15 protein-coding genes are annotated in these 18027 nt (G+C 74.6%); 9 read left to right on the top strand and 6 right to left on the bottom strand.

Annotation, left to right across the window (positions count from 1 at the left end):
• The first annotated feature begins 37 nt into the window (after nucleotides 1–37).
• A complete protein-coding gene (gene pspM, locus EV385_RS06965; RefSeq protein ID WP_130508701.1) occupies nucleotides 38–799 on the top strand; it encodes a phage shock envelope stress response protein PspM in 762 nt (253 codons plus the stop codon).
• On the opposite strand, the gene EV385_RS06960 is transcribed toward pspM, so the two are convergent.
• Nucleotides 796–1587 carry a DNA-formamidopyrimidine glycosylase family protein gene (locus EV385_RS06960; RefSeq protein WP_130508700.1) on the bottom strand — a complete coding sequence of 264 codons (792 nt, stop codon included), beginning with the start codon at nucleotides 1585–1587 and terminating at the stop codon, nucleotides 796–798. The two genes, pspM and EV385_RS06960, sit on opposite strands and share 4 nt — an antisense overlap.
• 37 nt (nucleotides 1588–1624) lie before the next feature.
• Nucleotides 1625–2410 carry an SAM hydrolase/SAM-dependent halogenase family protein gene (locus EV385_RS06955; protein ID WP_130508699.1) on the bottom strand — a complete coding sequence of 262 codons (786 nt, stop codon included), beginning with the start codon at nucleotides 2408–2410 and terminating at the stop codon, nucleotides 1625–1627.
• Nucleotides 2411–2754: 344 nt separating this feature from the next.
• Here EV385_RS06955 and EV385_RS06950 point away from each other — a divergent pair, with 344 nt between their 5' ends.
• Nucleotides 2755–2967 (top strand): hypothetical protein, encoded by a 213-nt coding sequence (locus EV385_RS06950; protein ID WP_130508698.1) that lies wholly within the window; start codon nucleotides 2755–2757, stop codon nucleotides 2965–2967.
• 30 nt (nucleotides 2968–2997) lie between these two features.
• Here EV385_RS06950 and EV385_RS06945 read toward each other — a convergent pair whose 3' ends face one another.
• Nucleotides 2998–7575, bottom strand: a complete 4578-nt coding sequence (locus tag EV385_RS06945) for an ATP-dependent helicase (protein WP_130508697.1) — start codon at nucleotides 7573–7575, stop codon at nucleotides 2998–3000.
• Between the two features lie 210 nt (nucleotides 7576–7785).
• On the opposite strand from EV385_RS06945, the gene EV385_RS35935 reads away from it, so the two are divergent.
• Nucleotides 7786–10104, top strand: a complete 2319-nt coding sequence (locus EV385_RS35935) for a protein kinase domain-containing protein (protein WP_423203022.1) — start codon at nucleotides 7786–7788, stop codon at nucleotides 10102–10104.
• Between the two features lie 119 nt (nucleotides 10105–10223).
• The gene (locus EV385_RS06935; RefSeq protein WP_130508695.1) at nucleotides 10224–11735 is read left to right on the top strand and encodes a M28 family metallopeptidase; all 1512 of its coding nucleotides are present in this window, start codon (nucleotides 10224–10226) and stop codon (nucleotides 11733–11735) included.
• Between the two features lie 59 nt (nucleotides 11736–11794).
• Here EV385_RS06935 and EV385_RS06930 read toward each other — a convergent pair whose 3' ends face one another.
• Nucleotides 11795–13033 (bottom strand): bifunctional pyridoxamine 5'-phosphate oxidase family protein/GNAT family N-acetyltransferase, encoded by a 1239-nt coding sequence (locus EV385_RS06930; protein WP_130508694.1) that lies wholly within the window; start codon nucleotides 13031–13033, stop codon nucleotides 11795–11797.
• A 52-nt stretch (nucleotides 13034–13085) separates the two neighbouring features.
• Here EV385_RS06930 and EV385_RS06925 point away from each other — a divergent pair, with 52 nt between their 5' ends.
• The 4 genes from EV385_RS06925 (at nucleotide 13086) to EV385_RS06910 (ending at nucleotide 15776) form a co-directional block, all read left to right on the top strand.
• On the top strand, nucleotides 13086–14432 hold the full coding sequence (locus EV385_RS06925; protein ID WP_130513138.1) for an aminotransferase class I/II-fold pyridoxal phosphate-dependent enzyme: 1347 nt from the start codon (nucleotides 13086–13088) through the stop codon (nucleotides 14430–14432).
• Nucleotides 14433–14474: 42 nt separating this feature from the next.
• A complete protein-coding gene (locus EV385_RS06920; RefSeq protein WP_130508693.1) occupies nucleotides 14475–15155 on the top strand; it encodes a UdgX family uracil-DNA binding protein in 681 nt (226 codons plus the stop codon).
• A gap of 98 nt (nucleotides 15156–15253) precedes the next feature.
• The gene (locus tag EV385_RS06915; RefSeq protein WP_130508692.1) at nucleotides 15254–15454 is read left to right on the top strand and encodes a DUF3046 domain-containing protein; all 201 of its coding nucleotides are present in this window, start codon (nucleotides 15254–15256) and stop codon (nucleotides 15452–15454) included.
• Nucleotides 15455–15536: 82 nt separating this feature from the next.
• Nucleotides 15537–15776: a hypothetical protein gene (locus EV385_RS06910; protein WP_130508691.1), complete on the top strand. Its 240-nt coding sequence runs from the start codon at nucleotides 15537–15539 to the stop codon at nucleotides 15774–15776.
• 79 nt (nucleotides 15777–15855) lie between these two features.
• On the opposite strand, the gene EV385_RS06905 is transcribed toward EV385_RS06910, so the two are convergent.
• Together EV385_RS06905 and EV385_RS06900 are read right to left on the bottom strand one after the other, a co-directional pair.
• Entirely contained in the window at nucleotides 15856–16074 is a 219-nt protein-coding gene (locus tag EV385_RS06905; protein ID WP_278045020.1) for an STAS domain-containing protein, read from the bottom strand.
• A 30-nt stretch (nucleotides 16075–16104) separates the two neighbouring features.
• Nucleotides 16105–16788, bottom strand: coding sequence for a type III effector protein (locus EV385_RS06900; RefSeq protein WP_207229774.1), 684 nt, complete (start codon nucleotides 16786–16788; stop codon nucleotides 16105–16107).
• 149 nt (nucleotides 16789–16937) lie between these two features.
• On the opposite strand from EV385_RS06900, the gene EV385_RS06895 reads away from it, so the two are divergent.
• Nucleotides 16938–17381 carry an Hsp20/alpha crystallin family protein gene (locus tag EV385_RS06895; protein WP_130508689.1) on the top strand — a complete coding sequence of 148 codons (444 nt, stop codon included), beginning with the start codon at nucleotides 16938–16940 and terminating at the stop codon, nucleotides 17379–17381.
• The last annotated feature ends 646 nt before the right edge of the window (nucleotides 17382–18027 follow it).

Raw genomic sequence — 18027 nt, 5'->3', positions numbered from 1 at the left:
AGCGGACCCGGAACATCTCGGATCGGGTGAGGGGACGATGGTGGACGAGCGGACCCGGTACTTCCGTCGGTTGCGGCGGCTGCGCAACTCGGCGCGACGGTGGAGCGTGATGGGCGGCGGGCTCGCGGCCGCCGCGGCGGTGCTCACTCCGTACGCCGGGATCGGCCTGGCGGACGCGGCCTGGGCGGCCGCCGCGGGCGCCTCGGTCGCGTTGGCCGGCTGGCGCTGGCGCGACCACAAGGCCCTCGCCGCCCTGCCCGCCCCGCCCCCGCCCGACCCCGCGCTCGCCGGGCAGCGGCTGGTGGCCGCCGTCGAACGCTTCCCCGCGGGCCGCACGGTCGTGCACGAGCTGCGCCGCCAGCGCACCCGGTACGCGTTGCGCGGCTCCGCGGTCGCCCAGGCGTGGGACCGCCTCGACCGGGCGGCCGGCACCCTCTCCGCCCTCGCGGGCCGGCTCACCGGCCCCGGCGAGGCGGCCGTCCTGGAGGCGGCGGTGGCCGAACGCTGGCTGCGCGACCTCGGGCAGCGCGTCGCCAGCGTGGAGCGCGCCATCCCGCTGAGCCCCGTGGACCAGCGGCCGGTGCTGGCCAGCTCGCACGACAGCCTGGCCGGGCAGTTCACCGAGGGGGTCACCGCCTATGAGCGGCTGGTCGCCGCCGCCGCCGGGTACGTGGCCGAGGACGGCCAGCCGGTCGTGGACGAGCGGCACCCGACCCTGACCAGGCTGATCGAGGCGACCGACCGCATGCGCGGCATCGCCGAAGGGCTGTCCGAGTTGCGCCGCCACCCCGCCGTCTAGGACGGGGGAGCGGGCTGGCAGCGCGGGCACCAGTAGGTGACCCGCTCGGCCTGCTCCGCCTTCTGGATCGCGGCGCCGCACCGTCGGCAGGGGTGGGCGCGCCGGCCGTACACGTGGGTGGTCTCGCCTCTGCGCAGTGAGCCGGTGGTCGTCTGGGTCCAACGTCCGCGGTTCGCGGCCAGCAGGCGCTGCGCCAGCCGTACCGTGCCGATCAGGTCGGGCACGGCGGACACCGGCGTCCACGGCCACAGGCCGCGCAGGAACAGCGTCTCCGACTTGTAGAGGTTGCCCACGCCCGCGAGGTTGCGCTGGTCCAGCAGCGCCTCCGCGATCGTGGTCTCCGGGGCGGCCGCGATCCGGCGCACCGCCTCGTCCGCGTCCCAGTCGTCGCCCAGCAGATCCGGGCCGAGGTGCGCGAGCCGGCGCGCCTCGTCCGCGGTCGGAAACAGTGCGACCTCGTGCAGGTGGTAACCGACCGCCACGGACCGCCCGGTGCGCAGCACCACCCGGATCTGGTGCGCCGGGGGGCCACTCCAGCGCCCGCCTGGCGGGAACACCCGCCAGGAGCCGTCCATGCGCAGGTGCGAGTGCAGCGTCCGGTGCTCGCCGTCGCGTTCCAGCCGCAGCAGCAGGTGCTTGCCCCGGCTGGCGGACGCGGCGACGCGCCAGCCGGTCAGGTCGGTGGCCGCCAGTTGTGGCACCCGCAGCTCCGAGCCGGTGAGCACGTCGCCGGCCAGCCCGCGTTCCAGTACGCGGGCCGTGTTCCAGACGGTGTCGCCCTCGGGCATCACCCCATCCTGCCCGGACTTGTCGCGTGTCGGCGGGTCAGCGTTCCGCGATGCGTACCACGTCTCCGGGACGCACGGACAACACGACCACGGCCCGGCCGCCGTTGACCGCGATCGCCACCTGGCCCGCGGAGTCCTCGAAGACGACCAGGTCGCCGGGCTGCACATCGGCGAACGTGGCACCCAACCGGGCGCGTACGCCGCAGACGGTCAGGTTCGGGGGCAGACCGGCCAGCATCGCGCCGCCGGCCGCGAGTTGCACGTTGCCGAACCGGTCGACCGTGACGACCTCCGCCTCCAGCCAGCCGTCGCCGATCGCGACCACGGGATCCGGCAGCCGCACGAGCGAGCCCGGGTCGACGGCGGGGCCCGCGTCGGCCAGCATCGCCCCGAGCGCGATCCGCGCCGCGGCCGGGGCGAAGATGTCCCGGCCGTGGAAGGTGCGGGAGATGTCGCCGAGGAACCAGTCCTCGTTCGCGAGTGCCGCCACCTCGCCGATGCCGCCGAGCGCCTCCGCCGCCGCCACCAGCAGGCCGTTGTCCGGGCCCACGAGTACGCCGTTCGCCGTGCCGATCGCGATGCCGCGCCGAGCGGTCCCCACGCCCGGATCGACCACGGCCACGTGCACCGACGCGGGCAGGTACGGCGCGGTCTGGGCCAGGACGGCGGCGCCGCGCGCCACGTCGGCGGGGGGCACGTGGTGGGTCACGTCGATGACGCGGACCTCCGGGGCGATCCGCGCGATCGAGCCGTGGCACGCGGCCACGAAGCCGTCGAACGTCCCGTAGTCCGTCGTGAGACTGATCCATCCATAGCCGCCCATGGCCCAACGTTAGTCGGGGGACACGGTGCGTGCGGAGCAGGGCCGCCCGGGCGCGTCGCCCGCGTTCGGCGAGACCCGGTTCGGCATTGGGCGATCCGCGTCTGGTGTCCGGCCACCTTGGTAGGCTGCTCCTCAGCGGGACACCAGTCCTTGGCGCGTTCGAGCGACCCGGTCCGAGTCGGTCCCGCACTCCAGCGGTCTCCTGATCGCGCGCCGCCCGGGATCGCGCGGCCCACTGTTCCCGGCGACACCGGCGACCCGTGATCACCTGATCGCGTAGGCAGCCAGGAATGCGGATGCCTCGGCGAGCTGCGCGAGCCCGCCGCGGGCGGTGGAGGTTCGTCATGTCATGGCACCGGAAAGACCCGCGTGACCCGAGCGAGGGCGGCCCGATCTGGAACGCCTTCTACAAGTTCATGGCCGGCCCGGCGACCGTCGACAACGCGATCGAGGGCGACACCCAGGAAGCGCGCGACGCGTGGCACCGGGATCTCGAAGCGCGCAAGAAGTGGAGCCGCGAACAGCGGGAGCGCAAGCGCGCAGCGCACGGGGTGTGACCCACGGTTGATGGCCCTCGCGGTTCGTGCTCAGGCGCGCAGGCGCAGCCCTCGTGGGGTCGGCCGGAAACCCGCCGCGGTGAGGGCGTCGCGCAGCGGTGACGCGTGCACGGATTCTCCGTCGGCGCGCTCGACGCTGAGCACTCCGAGCGCCCCGGAGCGCACGGCCGCCCCCAGCCCCTGACCGGCCGCCAGCAGCGCCTCCGGGTCGTCGGCGAAGGACAGCAGGGTACGGCCGCCCCGCTCGACGTACAGCACCAGCTCGCCGCCGACGAGGACGACCAGGGCACCCGCCTTGCGGCCCGCGCGGTGGCCGGTGGCGGCCGCCGGTGTGCCGTCCCCGCTGTCGACCACCCGGCCGGGCCACGGCAGCGCGGCACCGTACGGGTTGGCGGGGTCGGTCGCGGCAAGCACCACCGCGGCGGCCCCGGTGCGTCGCGCCGGCTCGGCGGGCTCGGCGAGGGCGCGCAGCCGATCCACCGCCCCGGGCACCGCGAACTGCGCCGCGCCCAGCCCTTCGACGAAGTAGCCACGGCGGGCCGCGCCGCGCTCCTCCAGGGCGCTCAGCACCGGGTACACGGCGGCGAACCCGCCCGTGACCCCTTCGGCGGCGGCCGCGCCGCGCGTCACCACGCCGTGCCGCTCCAGCAGCAGATCCGCGACGGCCGTGGCGCGCCGGGTCGGGTCGAGGTCGCGCTCCGGCAGGCGCGACCAGCGGCCGGCCATGGCGGGCGGGCCACCGCGGCTGGGCAGGTGTGGCCGCCCCGGGCGGCGGTACCGGCCCCGGGCGGGCGCCGCGCGGGCCCGGTGGGCGCCGCTGCCGCCGAGCAGCGCACGCAGCGGTGCGAACGTGTCGTTGGTCAGGTGCCCGGCCCAGACGAGATCCCACACGAGCGCCGCGAGTTGCTGGTCGTCGTCGGCGCCGACCCGGTCGCTGAGCGCGCCGAAGAACAGCGCCTGACCACCCTCCAGGGCGTCCAGGATCGCCCGGTGCGGTGGGGACAGGGCCAGCTCGTCATCCGGGGGCGGCAGCAGCAGCGGGGCGGAGTCCGCGTAGGCGAGGGTGACCCAGCCGTCCCCGCCGGGGATCGACCCGTTGCCGGCCCACAGCACCTCGCCGCCGCCGGACAGTTCGTCCAGGAACGCCGGTGAGTAGTCCGCCACCCGGGCGGGCAGCACCAGCCGCTCCCACGCCGAGGCCGGCACGGCGACGCCCTGCAGTTGCTCCACCGCGGCGGCGACCCCGTCGACCCCCCGGGCGTTGCCGCCGATCTGGTGCCAGCGGGGCAGAAACCCCGCCAGGACCTGCGGTGGCACCGGCTCGATCTCGCGTCGCAGGGCGGCCAGCGAACGCCGCCGCAGCAGGCGCAGCACCTCGGCGTCGCACCACTCGGTGCCCGCCCCGCCGGGGGAGAATTCGCCCGACACCACCCGGCCGGTGGCGCTGAGCCGCTTGAGCGCCTGCTCCACGACGAAGGTCCCGAGGCCGAAGCGGGCGGCGCAGGTGGCGGCCGCGAACGGGCCGTGGGTGCGGGCGAAGCGGGCGACGAGATCGCCCAGCGGGTCGGCGACCGGTTCCAGGTACGCCTCGGCGATACCCACGGGCAGGGCCGTGCCCAACGCGTCGCGGTAGCGGCCCGCGTCGTCGACGCCGATCCAGCGGTCCTCGCCCGCGACCCGGATCCGGATGGCGCGGCGGGCACCCTCCAGGGTGGACAGCCACCGCGGGTCCACTCCGCGGGCGGCCAGCTCCGCCTCGGACAGGTCGCCGAGCAGGCGGAGCAGTTCCGCGGTGTCCTCGGCGTCGCGGGCGCGGCGCCGGTCGGTCAGCCACTGCAACTGCGCCTCGCTCTCGGCCACCACGGCCGGGTCGAGCAGTTCGCGCAGGTCGACGCGGCCCAGTAGTTCGCCGAGCAGCGTGGAGTCGAGCGCCAGGGCGGCGGCGCGGCGCTCGGCCAGCGGGGCGTCGCCCTCGTACAGGAAGGCACCCACGTAGCCGAACAGCAGCGAGCGGGCGAACGGGGACGGCCGGGGTGTCTCCACCTCGACGAGGCGGACCTTACGGCCCGCGACCTCCCGCATCAGGGCGACCAGGCCGGGTACGTCGAAGACGTCCTGGAGGCATTCGCGGGCGGCCTCCAGCGTCACCGGGAAGTCCGCGAACTCGCGGGCCACGTCGAGCAGCTGCGCGGAACGCTGCCGCTGCTGCCACAGCGGTTGGCGGCGGCGCGGGTCGCGGCGCGGCAGCAGCAGGGACCGGGCGGCGCACTCGCGGAACCGGGACGCGAACAGCGCCGAGCTGCCCACCGACTCCTCGACGAGCTGGGCGATCTCCTCCGGGTCGAAGGCCACCAGCTCGGCGCCGGGCGGCTGGTCGGCGGTGTCGGGCAGGCGCACGACGATCCCGTCGTCGGACGGCATGACCTGACCGTCCACGCCGTACCGTTCGCTGAGGCGGTGGGCGATGGCCAGCGCCCAGGGGGCGTTGACGCGGGCGCCGAGCACGCAGTGCACGGTCATCCGCCAGTCGCCCAGCTCGTCGCGGAACCGCTCCACCACGACCGTGCGGTCGTCCGGCAGGTGCCGGGTGGCCTCGCGTTGCTCCCGCACGTACGCCAGCAGGTTGCCGGCCGCCCACTCGTCCAGCCCGGCGGCGCGCAGCGAGCCGGTGGCCGCCTCGTCGCCGCCCCGGGCCAGTGCCCGCAGCCGGGCGCCGATCGCCCGGCCCAGCTCGACCGGGCGCCCGAGCGTGTCGCCCTTCCAGAACGGCATCCGGGCCGGCGCGCCGGGGGCGGGGGAGACCAGCACCCGGTCCGGGGTGATGTCCTCGATGCGCCACGACGTCGAGCCGAGCAGGAAGACGTCGCCCACGCGCGACTCGTAGACCATCTCCTCGTCGAGTTCGCCCACGCGGGAGGCACGCTCGGCGCCGGCCAGGAACACGCCGAACATGCCCCGGTCGGGGATGGTGCCGCCGCTGGTCACCGCCAGACGCTGGGCGCCGGGACGGCCGGTCAGCTGGTCCGTGCCGCGATCCCAGACCAGCCGGGGGCGCAGCTCCGCGAAGGCCGTCGACGGATACCGCCCCGACAGCATGTCGAGGACCGCGTGCAGGGCCGAGTCGGGCAGCTCCGCGAACGGCGCGGCCCGGCGCACCAGCGCGGCCAGCTCGCCCACGGCCCAGGTGTCGAGGGCGACCATCGCGACGATCTGCTGCGCCAGCACGTCCAGCGGGTTACGCGGGTAGCGCAGCTCCTCGATCGCGCCAGCGCCCATCCGCTCCGCCACCACGGCGCAGGACAGCAGGTCCCCGCGATGCTTCGGGAACACCACCCCGCGCGACACCGCGCCGACCTGGTGGCCCGCCCGGCCGATGCGCTGGAGCCCGGCCGAGACCGACGGCGGCGCCTCGATCTGCACGACCAGGTCGACCGCGCCCATGTCGATGCCCAGCTCCAGGCTGGAGGTGGCCACGACGGCGGGCAGCCGGCCGGACTTGAGGGCCTCCTCGATCTGCTTACGCTCCTCGCGGGAGACGCTGCCGTGGTGAGCGCGGGCCACTACGGGCGGTGCGCCTCCGGCCTCCCCGGCCTGCGCCATGACCTGCGCGGGCATGCGCGGTGGCGGGGCGCCCGGGGGCGCGGGCAGGCTCGCCGCGGCGGCGGCGGCCGCCGGGTCGGCCCGCTCGTACGCCAGCTCGTTGATCCGCGCGCACAGCCGCTCGGCGCCCCGGCGCGAGTTGGTGAACACGATCGTCGACCGGTGCGCCTCGATGAGGTCGAGGACGCGTTCCTCCACCGCGGGCCAGATGGACGGGGTGTGCCGATGTCCGCCGGGCAGATCCGCGTCCTGCTCGGGCAGCTCGTCGAGCCGGGTCATGTCCTCCACCGGCACCTCGACCCCGACCTCGATCGTCTTGGTGCTGCGCGGCTGGACGATCTGCACCTCGCGCGCCCCGCCGAGGAACCGGGCCGTCTCCTCGATCGGCCGGACCGTGGCGGACAGGCCGACCCGCTGTGCGGGCCGGGGCAGCAGCGCGTCGAGCCGCTCCAGGGACAGCGCCAGGTGGGCGCCGCGCTTGGTGGCCGCGACCGCGTGCACCTCGTCGATGATCACCGTTTCCACCCCGCGCAGCGAGTCGCGGGCGGCCGAGGTGAGCAGGAGGAACAGCGACTCCGGAGTGGTGATCAGGATGTCCGGCGGGGTACGCGCGAACAGCCGCCGCTCGTCGGCGGGAGTGTCGCCCGTACGCATCCCGACCGTGATCTCCGGGGGTGGCAGGCCGAGGCGCCCCGCGGCCTGTCGGATACCCGTCAGGGGGGCCCGCAGATTGCGCTCCACGTCCACGGCGAGGGCCTTGAGGGGGCTGACGTAGAGCACCCGGCAGCGGTGCCGGGGATCGGCGGGCACCGGCTCGCGGGCCAGCTGGTCGAGCGACCAGAGGAACGCGGCCAGCGTCTTGCCGGAGCCGGTCGGGGCCACGACCAGCGCATTGTGCCCCGCGCCGATCGCCCGCCACGCGCCCACCTGGGCGGCCGTGGGCGCGGCGAAGGCGGCCCGGAACCACTCGCGTGTGGCCGGCCCGAACACCTCCAACTCGTCCCGCACGCCTTCATCCTGCCCCGGAGGTACGACAGGAATCCGGGGGCAGGGCGAATGTCTCCGCCCGTGCTCCGTGCGGCGGCCGGGTGATCGACGTTCCGCGCGGAGTTACCCACACCTATCCTGAGGTCGACGGGACGGTGGGGGCTCATGGCGGTCAGGCGTACGCTCGTGGCCGGTCGGTATCGTCTTCTCGATCCGGTCGGATCCGGTGGTATGGGGCGCGTGTGGTTGGCCCGCGACGAGATGCTCGACCGCGACGTGGCAGTCAAGGAGTTCGTTCCCCCGGCCTGGATGAGCGACGAGGAGAAGGGCCGCCTGCGCACCCGTACGTTGCGTGAGGCCCGCAGCGCCGCCCGCCTCAACCATCCGCACGTGGTCCGGATCTACGACGTGGTGCACGCCGACGGTCTGCCGTGGATCGTCATGGAGTACATCGAGTCGCGGTCCCTGTTCCAGGTGGTTCGCGAGGACGGCCCGTTCTCCCCGGGGGCCGCCGCCCGCATCGGGCTGGCCGTGCTGGACGCGCTCACCGCGGCGCACCGCGCCGGGGTGCTGCACCGCGACGTCAAGCCGCACAACGTGCTGATCGGCCACGACGGGCGCGTGGTGCTGACGGACTTCGGCTTGGCCACGTTCGTCGACGAGGGTTCGGTGACCGGCCCGGGCATGATCGTCGGCTCCCCGCACTACGTCTCGCCGGAACGGGCCCGCGACGGCGCGTCCACCGTGGAGTCCGACCTGTGGTCGCTGGGCGCCACGCTGTACGCGGCCGTCGAGGCCCGCTCGCCGTACGCGCGGGAGAGCGTGATGGCGACCCTGCTGGCCCTGGCCTCGGCGGAACCGGACCCGCCGGTGCTGGCCGGTCCGCTGGCCCCGGTGCTGCTCGGGCTGCTGCGCCGGGAACCGGCCGACCGGCTCACCGCGGCCGAGGTGGCCGAGCGGTTGGCCGAGATCGTCGCCGTGGCGGAGGGACGAGGGCCGGCCCCGGCGCGGCGGCGCGCCATGCTGGGCCTGACGGTGCCCGCGCCGCGCCGTCCCGGCCGGGTCGCCGATCCGGCAACGGCCGACGACGGAGCCGTCCGGCGCTGGATCGCGGGCCGGGGCCGGACCGCCACGGTGTTCCCGGCCAGCGCGGGGTCGCCTCCCAACGCGGCGCCGGGTACGAAGGCGGTGGCCACTCCGGGCGCGGGTACCTCTCCCGGCGCGGCGCCGGGGACCCACGCGGCGTCCCCCGCCGGCGCCAACTCCGCCGGTGCCGAGCGGGGACAGGCCGTGCGGCTGACGGATCCGGCGGAGCGCAATGCCTCGCCCGCCTCGGCCGTGCCGCCGCGGCAGCGACCGGGCAATCACCCGCCCCGGGCGGCCGGACGTCTGCGGTCGGCGGTGCCACCGGCGACCACCGGGCCGGCGGCATGGGAGCGGCCGCCACCGGCGACCGGCGCGGCCGACGCGCGCCTGCGGGTTCACCCGGACGCGGATCCGTCCGCCCCGTCGCACCGAACCGCGTCGCCGGCGGCCTCGGCCACCATGCGCATCGAGCGGGAAGGGAAGCGGCCGCGTCGGCGACCAGACCACCCACAGACCCGATCGACCCTGCCGGGTTCGCCGTCTCGCACGGTTCCCTCGTCTCTGTCGGGCCAATCAGGTTCGCCGGGTCCGTCGTCCATGCCGGGTTCAGGGTCATTGCCCGCGAGCCCGGGATCCCTGCCCGCCCCAGCACGGCGGCGACCACCGCGAAGGCCCCCGCACAGCGGTGGCCAAGCCCGGCGATCGGTGCGATCCCGGCTCGTCGCCGCCGGAATGGTGGCGCTCGCCGTGCTGGGCGCCGCCAGCGACCCCGCCCGGCCCGCCCAGCGCGGCGACCACGTCCCCGAGGTGCTGCCGGTGGTGAGCGCCGAACGGATGCCTGGTTCCCTCCGGCTACCAGGGCAGGACCAGCAGTCCGGGCCCTCGGCTGGGCAGGGCGGCGCCGACGGGTTCAGCCCGACGATCTGCGGTAACCCGCCCAGCACCGACCTGCCGCGCACCCCGCAGCGGGGCGCCGGTCGCGGGGCGGACGGCTGGACGCTGATCCCCGGCTGGTCCTACTTCACCGACGCCCCGGGATTCCGCCTCGCGGTCCCGGACGGCTGGACGTACGAGCGGATCGGATCCACGGTCTGCTTCCGCGACCCCGAAAGCGACCGATACCTGGGCGTCGACCCGGACCGTGATCCGGCAGCCGACCCGGTGCAGGCTCTCCGCACCGAGGCCGACCGGCTGAGGGGCACCGGCCGGCTGCCCGGCTACGAGCAGCTCGGCATCGAGCCGGTGCCGTTGCTGACGCGCGCGGCCGACTGGGAGTTCCGGTACGACGGCCCGCCCGGCGCACCGGTGCACCTGATGGCCCGGTGGCTGGACCTGGGTGGCCGGGCGTACACGCTGAGCTGGGCCAGCCCGGAGCCGGGCTGGGTGGACGGCTGGGACACGTACGCGACGATCCGCGGCACCTTCTCCCTCCACGAACCGCCGGGCGGCCCGGCCGGCCGCTGAGACCGGACGGCGGCGCTATGTATCAACCGGTATGAGCGCGCCGGACATCCATTCTGGAATGCTCGGCGTGCCGCCGCCGTACCCCCGGCGTCGGTCTCCCGACCCCCGCGGAGGACCCCGTGAGAGCATTCCCGCTCGTCGGCGCGGCGACGCTGGTGGCCGCCCTCGTGGCGGTGCCGGCCCAGGCCGCCGTCGCCGTCGCCGCGCCCGACATCGCCGTCGCCAACGTCAAGGCGCACCTCAACGAACTTCAGTCGATCGCCACCGCCAACGGCGGCAACCGGGCGCACGGCCGTCCGGGCTACCTCGCCTCCGTCACCTACGTCAAGAACCTGCTCGACGCCGCGGGCTTCACGACCCAGCAGCAGTCGTTCACGTACGGCGGGGCCACCGGCTACAACCTCATCGCGGACTGGCCCGGCGGGGACACCGCGGACACCTTGATGATCGGCTCCCATCTGGACAGCGTCAGCGCGGGTCCGGGCATCAACGACAACGGCTCCGGTTCGGCCGCGAACCTGGAGGTCGCTCTCACCGTGGCCCGCAGCGGCTTCCGCCCGGCCCGGCACCTGCGGTTCGGCTGGTGGGGTGCGGAGGAGCTGGGGCTGCGCGGTTCGACCGCGTACGTGAACTCCCTCAGCTCGGCGCAGAAGGCCGCGATCACCGGTTACCTCAACTTCGACATGGTCGCGTCACCGAACCCGGGATACTTCCTGTACGACGGCGACGACTCGGACAACACCGGTTCCGGTCCCGGCCCGGCCGGCTCGGCGCAGATCGAGCAGACCCTCGCCGCGTACTTCAGCTCGATCGGCGTGCCGACCCGGGGCACGGACTTCGACGGGCGCAGCGACTACGGGCCGTTCATCGCCAACGGCATCCCCGCCGGCGGGATCTTCACCGGCGCGGAGGGCCGCAAGACCGCGGCCCAGGTCGAGCTGTGGGGCGGTACGACCGGAGCGTTCGATCCGTGTTACCACCGCGCCTGCGACACCATCTCCAACATCAACGACACCGCGCTGGACCGTAACGCCGACGCGATCGCGTCGACGGTGTGGGCGCTCGCCGAGGACGGCGGTACCCCGCCGGGCGGCAGTCAGGTGTGGTCGGACACGTTCGAGACCGCGACCGGCTGGACCACCAACGCGGCGGGGACCGACACCGCGACCACGGGCCGCTGGGAGCGCGGCGACCCGGCCGCGACCACCTCCGGCGTGACCACCCAGCTCGGTACGGCCAAGAGCGGCACCTTCGACCTCGTCACCGGGGCGGCCGCCGGGTCCAGCGCCGGCGCCAACGACGTCGACGGGGGCACCACCACGGCACGTTCGCCCGCGATCACGCTGCCGTCGGGCACCCTGACGCTGTCCTTCGCCTGGTACCTGGCGCATCTGGACAACGCCAGCAGCGCGGACTACCTGCGGGTCGGCGTGGTCACCGGCACGGGCACCACGACGCTCTTCAGTCAGCCCGGCGCCGCCACCGACCGCGCGGCGGCGTGGCAGACCGCCACGGTGAACCTGTCCGCGTACGCCGGGCAGACCGTCCGGCTGCAGGTGGAGGCCGCGGACGCGGGAACCGCCAGCCTGGTGGAGGCGGCCGTGGACGACTTCTTGATCACCCAGAGCTGAGCATCCTTCCGGTGGGGGTGTGGCCGCGGCCGCACCCCCACCGGTCGTTCGGGGACGGATCAGTGTTCCGCCAGCTTCGCGCGCAGCCGCGTCGCCGCCGCCGGCCACTCGTCGGCGGTCATCGCGAACAGCACCGAGTCGCGCCACGTGCCGTCCGGGCGTAGCCGGTGCCGGCGCACCACCCCGTCCCGGCTGGCGCCGAGCCGGGCGATCGCCCGCTGCGAGCGCTCGTTGCGCACGTCGGTGTACCAGAACACCCGCTCCGCGCCGAGCACGTCGAACGCGCGCTCCAGCAGCAGCAGCTTCGCCTCGGTGTTCACCCCCGTGCGCCACCACCGCTTGCCGAGGATGGTGTGGCCGATGCCCACGGCGCCCCGCTCGGGGTCGATGTCGTGGTAGCTGGTCATGCCCATCACCTCCCCGGTCTCGGGGTGGATCTGGGCCCAGGTCACCCGCTCGCCCAGCCACTGCTGCTGGGCGGCGGCCGCCACGTGCGAGGCCATTTCCGCGTGGCCACGCGGTCGCACGCTCGGCAGGAACTGCCACACCTCGTCGTCGCCCAGGGCCGCCAGCAGACCGTCCACATGCGCCGGGCGCAGCGGCTCCAGGACCACGTGGGTGCCGCGCAGGGGCGCCGCGGTGTGCCAGGGTGAACGGTCGGCGGTGAGGTAGTCCGGCGGCGCCGCGCCCACCCCGGCGTCCGGCTGCGGCGCGTCGGTGACCCGGCGCAGCGGCAGGACCCCGGCCCAGTGCGGCAGATCCAGATCCGCCGGATCGTCCATCACCCCGCCGGCGCGGACCCGGACCGAGACCTCCTCCAGGGGCAGGGCCATGACGGCCGTCTGCGCCAGCTCGCGCCGGCTCGCCGGACGGCTGTCCGCCGCGCGGCCGGGCCGGATCTTGTCGACCAGCGCGGCCATCGCCGCCGCCCCTTCCGCCGGATCGTCGACCAGCCGGGCCGTACCGATCACCACGACCGAGCGGTAGTTCGCGCTGTGGTGGAACTGCGAGCGGGCGAGGACCAGGCCGTCCAGCAGGGTCGCGGACAGGCACACCGGCACCCCGCCGTCGCGGGCCGCCAGCCCCAGCCGGCCGCCGGTGGAGCCGTGCAGGTAGACGGTGTCACCCACGCGGACGTGCAGGGTGGGCAGCACGCGGGGCTCGCCGTCGACGACGAACGCGACCGCACAGTCGTACGCCTCGTCCAGGATGGCGTGCGCGGCGGAGCGCTCGTAGCGCATGCGGTCGCGGTAGCGGGTCGGGGTGGTGCGGGGGGTGGGCGCGTAGACGCCGGTCATCGTGCCTCCCTCAGGCTTGCCAGACCGTTTGTACTATTACATAATGTCTTCTGTGTCAGAACAGTATCAGGTCACGGGTTCCAACGCTGCCTCGATTTCCGCCAGCATCGAGGCGGGGGTGCGCACGGGGGATCTGGTCTGGGGTCAGGCGCTGCCCGCGGTCCGGCTGCTCGCCGACGCACTGCATGTCAGTCCCGGCACCGTCGCGAAGGCGTACCAGGACCTGCGCCAGCGTGGCGTCGTCGAGACCGCCGGCCGGCGCGGCACCCGCGTACGGGCCCGGCCCGCCGTGGCCACCCCGCGCTCGGCGCTGCGCCTGCCCGTCCCCGAAGGGATGCTCGATCTCTCGGCCGGTGAGCCCGACCTGCGCCTGCTGCCACGGTTGGGCCCGCCGCTGCACGAGGTGGCGCGAGACACCGGCGAGCCGCTCGGCTACGCCGCCGCCGGCGCGGTGCCCGAGCTGGTCGAGGAGGCCCGGGCGCGGCTGGCCGCGGACGGCCTGCCCGCCGCCGACGCCGCGATCACGGTCACCTCGGGGACGCTCGACGCGATCGAGCGGCTGCTCACCACCCATCTGCGCCCCGGCGACCCCGTAGCCGTCGAGGACCCGGGCTGGGCCAACCTGCTCGACCTCGTCGCCGCGCTCGGCCTCACCGCGATACCCGTGGCCGTCGACGACGAGGGCCCGCAGCCCACCGCGCTGGCGGCCGCACTGGCCGCGGGCGCCCGCGCGGTCGTCGTCACGGCCCGGGCGCAGAATCCGACCGGCGCCTCGGTAACCGCCGCCCGGGCCGCCGAGCTGAAACCGATCCTCGCGGGCCACCCCGAGGTGCTGCTCATCGAGGACGATCACGCCGCCGAGCTGGCCGGTGTGCCCCTGCACAGCCTCAGCGGCGCCACCGCGGCCTGGGCGTTCACCCGCTCGGCCTCCAAGCCCTACGGTCCGGATCTGCGCATCGCGGTTCTCGCCGGTGACGAGGCCACGATCGCCCGGGTCGCCGGGCGCATGCGCATCGGCACCGGCTGGGTCTCCACCCTGCTGCAACGCCTGCTCCTGCTGCTGTGGCGCGACGCCGCCGTGACCGCGGCCGTCGCCGCCGCGGCCGACAGCTACGACCGCCGCCGCCTCGGCCTGCGCCACGCCCTGTCCGCGCGGGGCCTGCCGGTCCACGGCACCACGGGCCTCAACCTCTGGGTACGGGTGCCCGACGAGACCCGCACCGTCGGGGCGTTACGCGACGCCGGGTACGCCGCCGCGCCGGGATCACTGTTCCGTCTGAGCACCCCGCCCGGCATCCGCCTGACCGTGAGCCCGCTGGACATGCACGAGCTGGACCGGCTCGCCGAGGCGGTGGCCGCGGCGGCTCACCCCGTGGGCGCCGGACCCCCGTCCCGGTGACGCCGAGTCGCGCCGGGCGCCCGGGACCGGTAGAACGATGGAATGGTGAGGAGCGAGCCGCCGGTCGGCGCCCAGGAGTTCATCCCGCCGGGAGCACGGACGCTCGACGAACTCAAGGCCGCCGCTGCCGGCTGCCGCGGCTGTGAGCTGTATCAGCACGCCACCCAGACGGTCTTCGGCCGTGGTGCCGCGCACGCCGGGGTCGTCTTCGTCGGCGAGCAGCCGGGCGACGTCGAGGATCAGCAGGGTCTGCCGTTCGTCGGCCCGGCGGGTCGCCTGCTGCGCGAAGCGGTGGACGACGCGGGCATCGATCCGGCCGACGTCTACATCACCAACGCGGTCAAGCACTTCCGGTTCGAGCTACGCGGCAAGCGGCGCATCCACCAGAATCCCGGCCCCGCGCACATCACCGCCTGCCGGCCCTGGCTGGTTTCCGAGTTCGCCCTGCTCAAGCCCGAGATCGTGGTCATCCTCGGGGCCACGGCGGCCAAGGCCCTGCTCGGACCGGACTTCCGGGTCACCCGCTCCCGTGGCCAGCTCATGCCGTGGCCGGCCTCGGCCCGCCACCCGGAGGACTTCCCGGTGGCGCAGACCCAGGCACTCGCCACGATTCACCCCTCGGCCGTGCTCCGCGCCGACGATCGCGACACCGCGTACCGCGGCCTGGTGGATGATCTCCGGGTTGCGGCGGGGGCGGTCGGCTCCCGGCCCACCCGCCGCTGACCGGCGGGAACGCGGCCGGTGGATCCGTCGCGGGCGGTGGACGTTTGTCGCCGACGCGGCCGCGTTGCGGGCGCGGAGCCCGACGCTAGGCTGGTCGGGTGCGGTTGACGGACTTCTGGGCGCGGCTCGAGCAGACATTCGGCGTGAGCTACGCCAGGAGCCTGGCGGCCGATCACGCCTTCGCCGATCTCGGCGGCCGGACCATCGACCAGGCCATCGCGCAAGGGGTGGACACGGCCACGGTGTGGCGCGCGGTGGTGGCCGCGTACCCCGATCGCGTTCCGGTACGCCTGCACTGAGTACGGGCCGGGTCGCCCGGTCGGTGGCACTCGGATCGGCAGGCCATGGTTCGGATCGGCTTGCGGGGGAAGGTCTGGAGGTATGGCGGAAGACGATTCCCGCGCGGCGGACCAGATCGGTCGGGCGGCGGGGCTACGTGACGCGGTGGCCAGACTCGCCGGTGACCTTGCCGAAACCGAGGAACAGGTCGCGGCGGTCCGGCGGCAGATGGCTGCCGATCACCCGGAACGTGCCGAAGCGCATCTCGCGGCCGCGGTCGAGGCCGAGGAGTTCGCCGCCCGTGAACGCTGCGAACAGGCCCGCCGACGCCAGGAAGGGTAGCGGTGGTGTCCACGGGGGACATCGGGTGGCCGTCGCCTCGGGTCTTGAGATGTGGACCGTTCCGGCTGGATCAGGACGGTTACGCCGTGAGGTGGAACAGGTCCGCGACCCGGCAGATGGTGAGGGCCCGGCGGACCATGTCGCCGGCCGGGCGGATCTCGAGGCACGTGCCGAGTTGTTCGGCGGCGTGGTGGCAGCGGAGCGGCGCCCGGACCCCGGCGGCGTCCAGGAAGGTCACGCCGCCCATGTCCAGCACCAGGCGGCGGGCCGGGTGCGTTCTTCCGGGCGAGCGATTGATCAGGATCCGGGGCGCTGACCGTTCGCCGGGTCAGCGTTCGGGGTCTGCCGGGTCGCGGTGCGGCGATCGGCGCTGCCGTTCGCGGCGGCGCTGGGTGCGGTGGCGGACCTGGTCGGTGTCTTCGGTGACCGTGGTGATCCGGTCGGCCAGCACGGCATGCTCGGGCCGCAGGTACGTGCGGGTGTCGGCGAGCAGCGGCAGCAGGGCCGCCGGGTCGCTGCCGCCGAGGGCGTGGTGCAGCCGGTCCAGGCTGGCCTGGGCGTCGGGGCCGAGGTCGGTGAGAGCGGTGATCTGGCCGGCGAGTTGCCGCAGGTCGGCGCCGTTGTCGCGGGCCCAGCCGGTGACCGCGCGGGTCCCGGCGCGGCGATCGCGTTCGGCGGTCACGCGCTCGTCGCCGGTGGCGGTGACATCGTCGAGATCGCTTCGGCGGATGCGCAGGTAGCGGCGTTCGGCGGCCTGGCGGCTGGCGACCCCCATGGCGGGAGCCAGGACAGCCCAGCTGGTCCCGGCGGCGCGGGCGGCGGCGATGAGCCGCGGTTCGCAGGCGTCCAGGTGTTCACGGAGGCGGCGCAGCGCGGTCAGCGCGGTCAACGCTGCCTCGCCGGCAGCCGGGCCGGGTCCGCTGACCGGCGCCGCCGCGGCCGGCGTGTCGCCCGTGGCGGCCAGGACCTGCGCGAACGCGGCCCGCGCGTCGTGGTCGTCGAGGATTCCCATCAGCCGCCCGTCCCAGTCGTCTAATTGTTGACATGATCGCTGTCGCCACCTTGGGTGACAATCCACTTGTCGTCGTTCAGATGACATGGTACAACGGTGTCAGAGCGCATTGGCACCCCAAAGCAGAGCAGATTTCGGAGGTGGAACCGATGTTGGTGCGCACTGACCCGTTCCGGGAACTCGACCGGTGGACCCGGCAGATGCTCGGTGACTCCCAGCCCGGCACCTGGTCGCGGCCGGTCGCGATGCCGCTGGACGCGTACCGCACCGGCGACGAGTTCATCGTGGCGTTCGACCTGCCCGGCGTGACACCGGACAGCATCGATATCGACATCGAGCGCAACGTGCTGACGGTCAAGGCCGAGCGGCGGCCGCTGGATCTGGGCGACGACGCGCAACTACAGGCCTCGGAACGGCCGCTGGGCGTGTTCTCCCGCCAGCTGATCCTGTCCGACGTGCTCGACAGCGAGCGCATCCAGGCCGGCTACGACAACGGTGTACTGGTGCTGCGTATCCCGGTGCTGGAGAAGGCGAAGCCCCGCAAGGTCAACGTCGCGGTCAACAACAGCGAGCCGACCGCGATCAACGCCTGACCGGGCGTTGCCGTCGGCCCCGGAAGATTTCCGCCTGCCCCGGTTGCGGGGCAGTGGACCACGGGGGAGCCTGCCGTGAACCGCACCGTCGACACCGCTCAGGCGCGGTCCGGCGCGGACGTCCGGGACGCGTTCATCGACCTGGTCTCTCAGGACGATGAGTGGGTCAGCGCCGAGTTCGACGCGCTGGTCGCCGCGTCCTGGCACACCCCGCCGGAGCCTCCGCCGCCAGCACCGCCGGCCCGGCCCCCACCGGGCCGGAATCCCCGGCCTTTGCCCAGCACGGGTAGCGGCCGACCGGGTCAGCATCGCGCACCGCGGGCCCGGCGGTGGCCGCGGGAACGCGCCCCGCCGGGGCTACCGGCCGACACTGCCGCATGCGGCACGCACGACTCGCGGGAAGGGAGGTGACCGCACGCGTACGAAGGCGACCATGAGCAGTGGGAACCCCGGCGGTGCGCCGGGGTTCCCTGGTGTCTGCCGGCGGGTGGGCTGGCCTGGGCGCGTCGCGCGGCGACGAGGACGCTCGACACCCACTCGGCAGATTTCGTACGCCTGTTCTGGCGTGTCGCTCGATCGTCGTACACGTGTTCGGCTATTGTCCACAGGCGGCGCGGTCATCCACAGGTCACGGCCGACCGGCTGT

Origin of the sequence: Krasilnikovia cinnamomea, assembly GCF_004217545.1 — a bacterium.
GTDB classification, from domain to species: Bacteria; Actinomycetota; Actinomycetes; order Mycobacteriales; family Micromonosporaceae; genus Actinoplanes; species Actinoplanes cinnamomeus.
The sequence above is the reverse complement of the archived record's forward strand: the minus strand, read 5'-3'. Positions and strand labels throughout refer to the sequence as shown.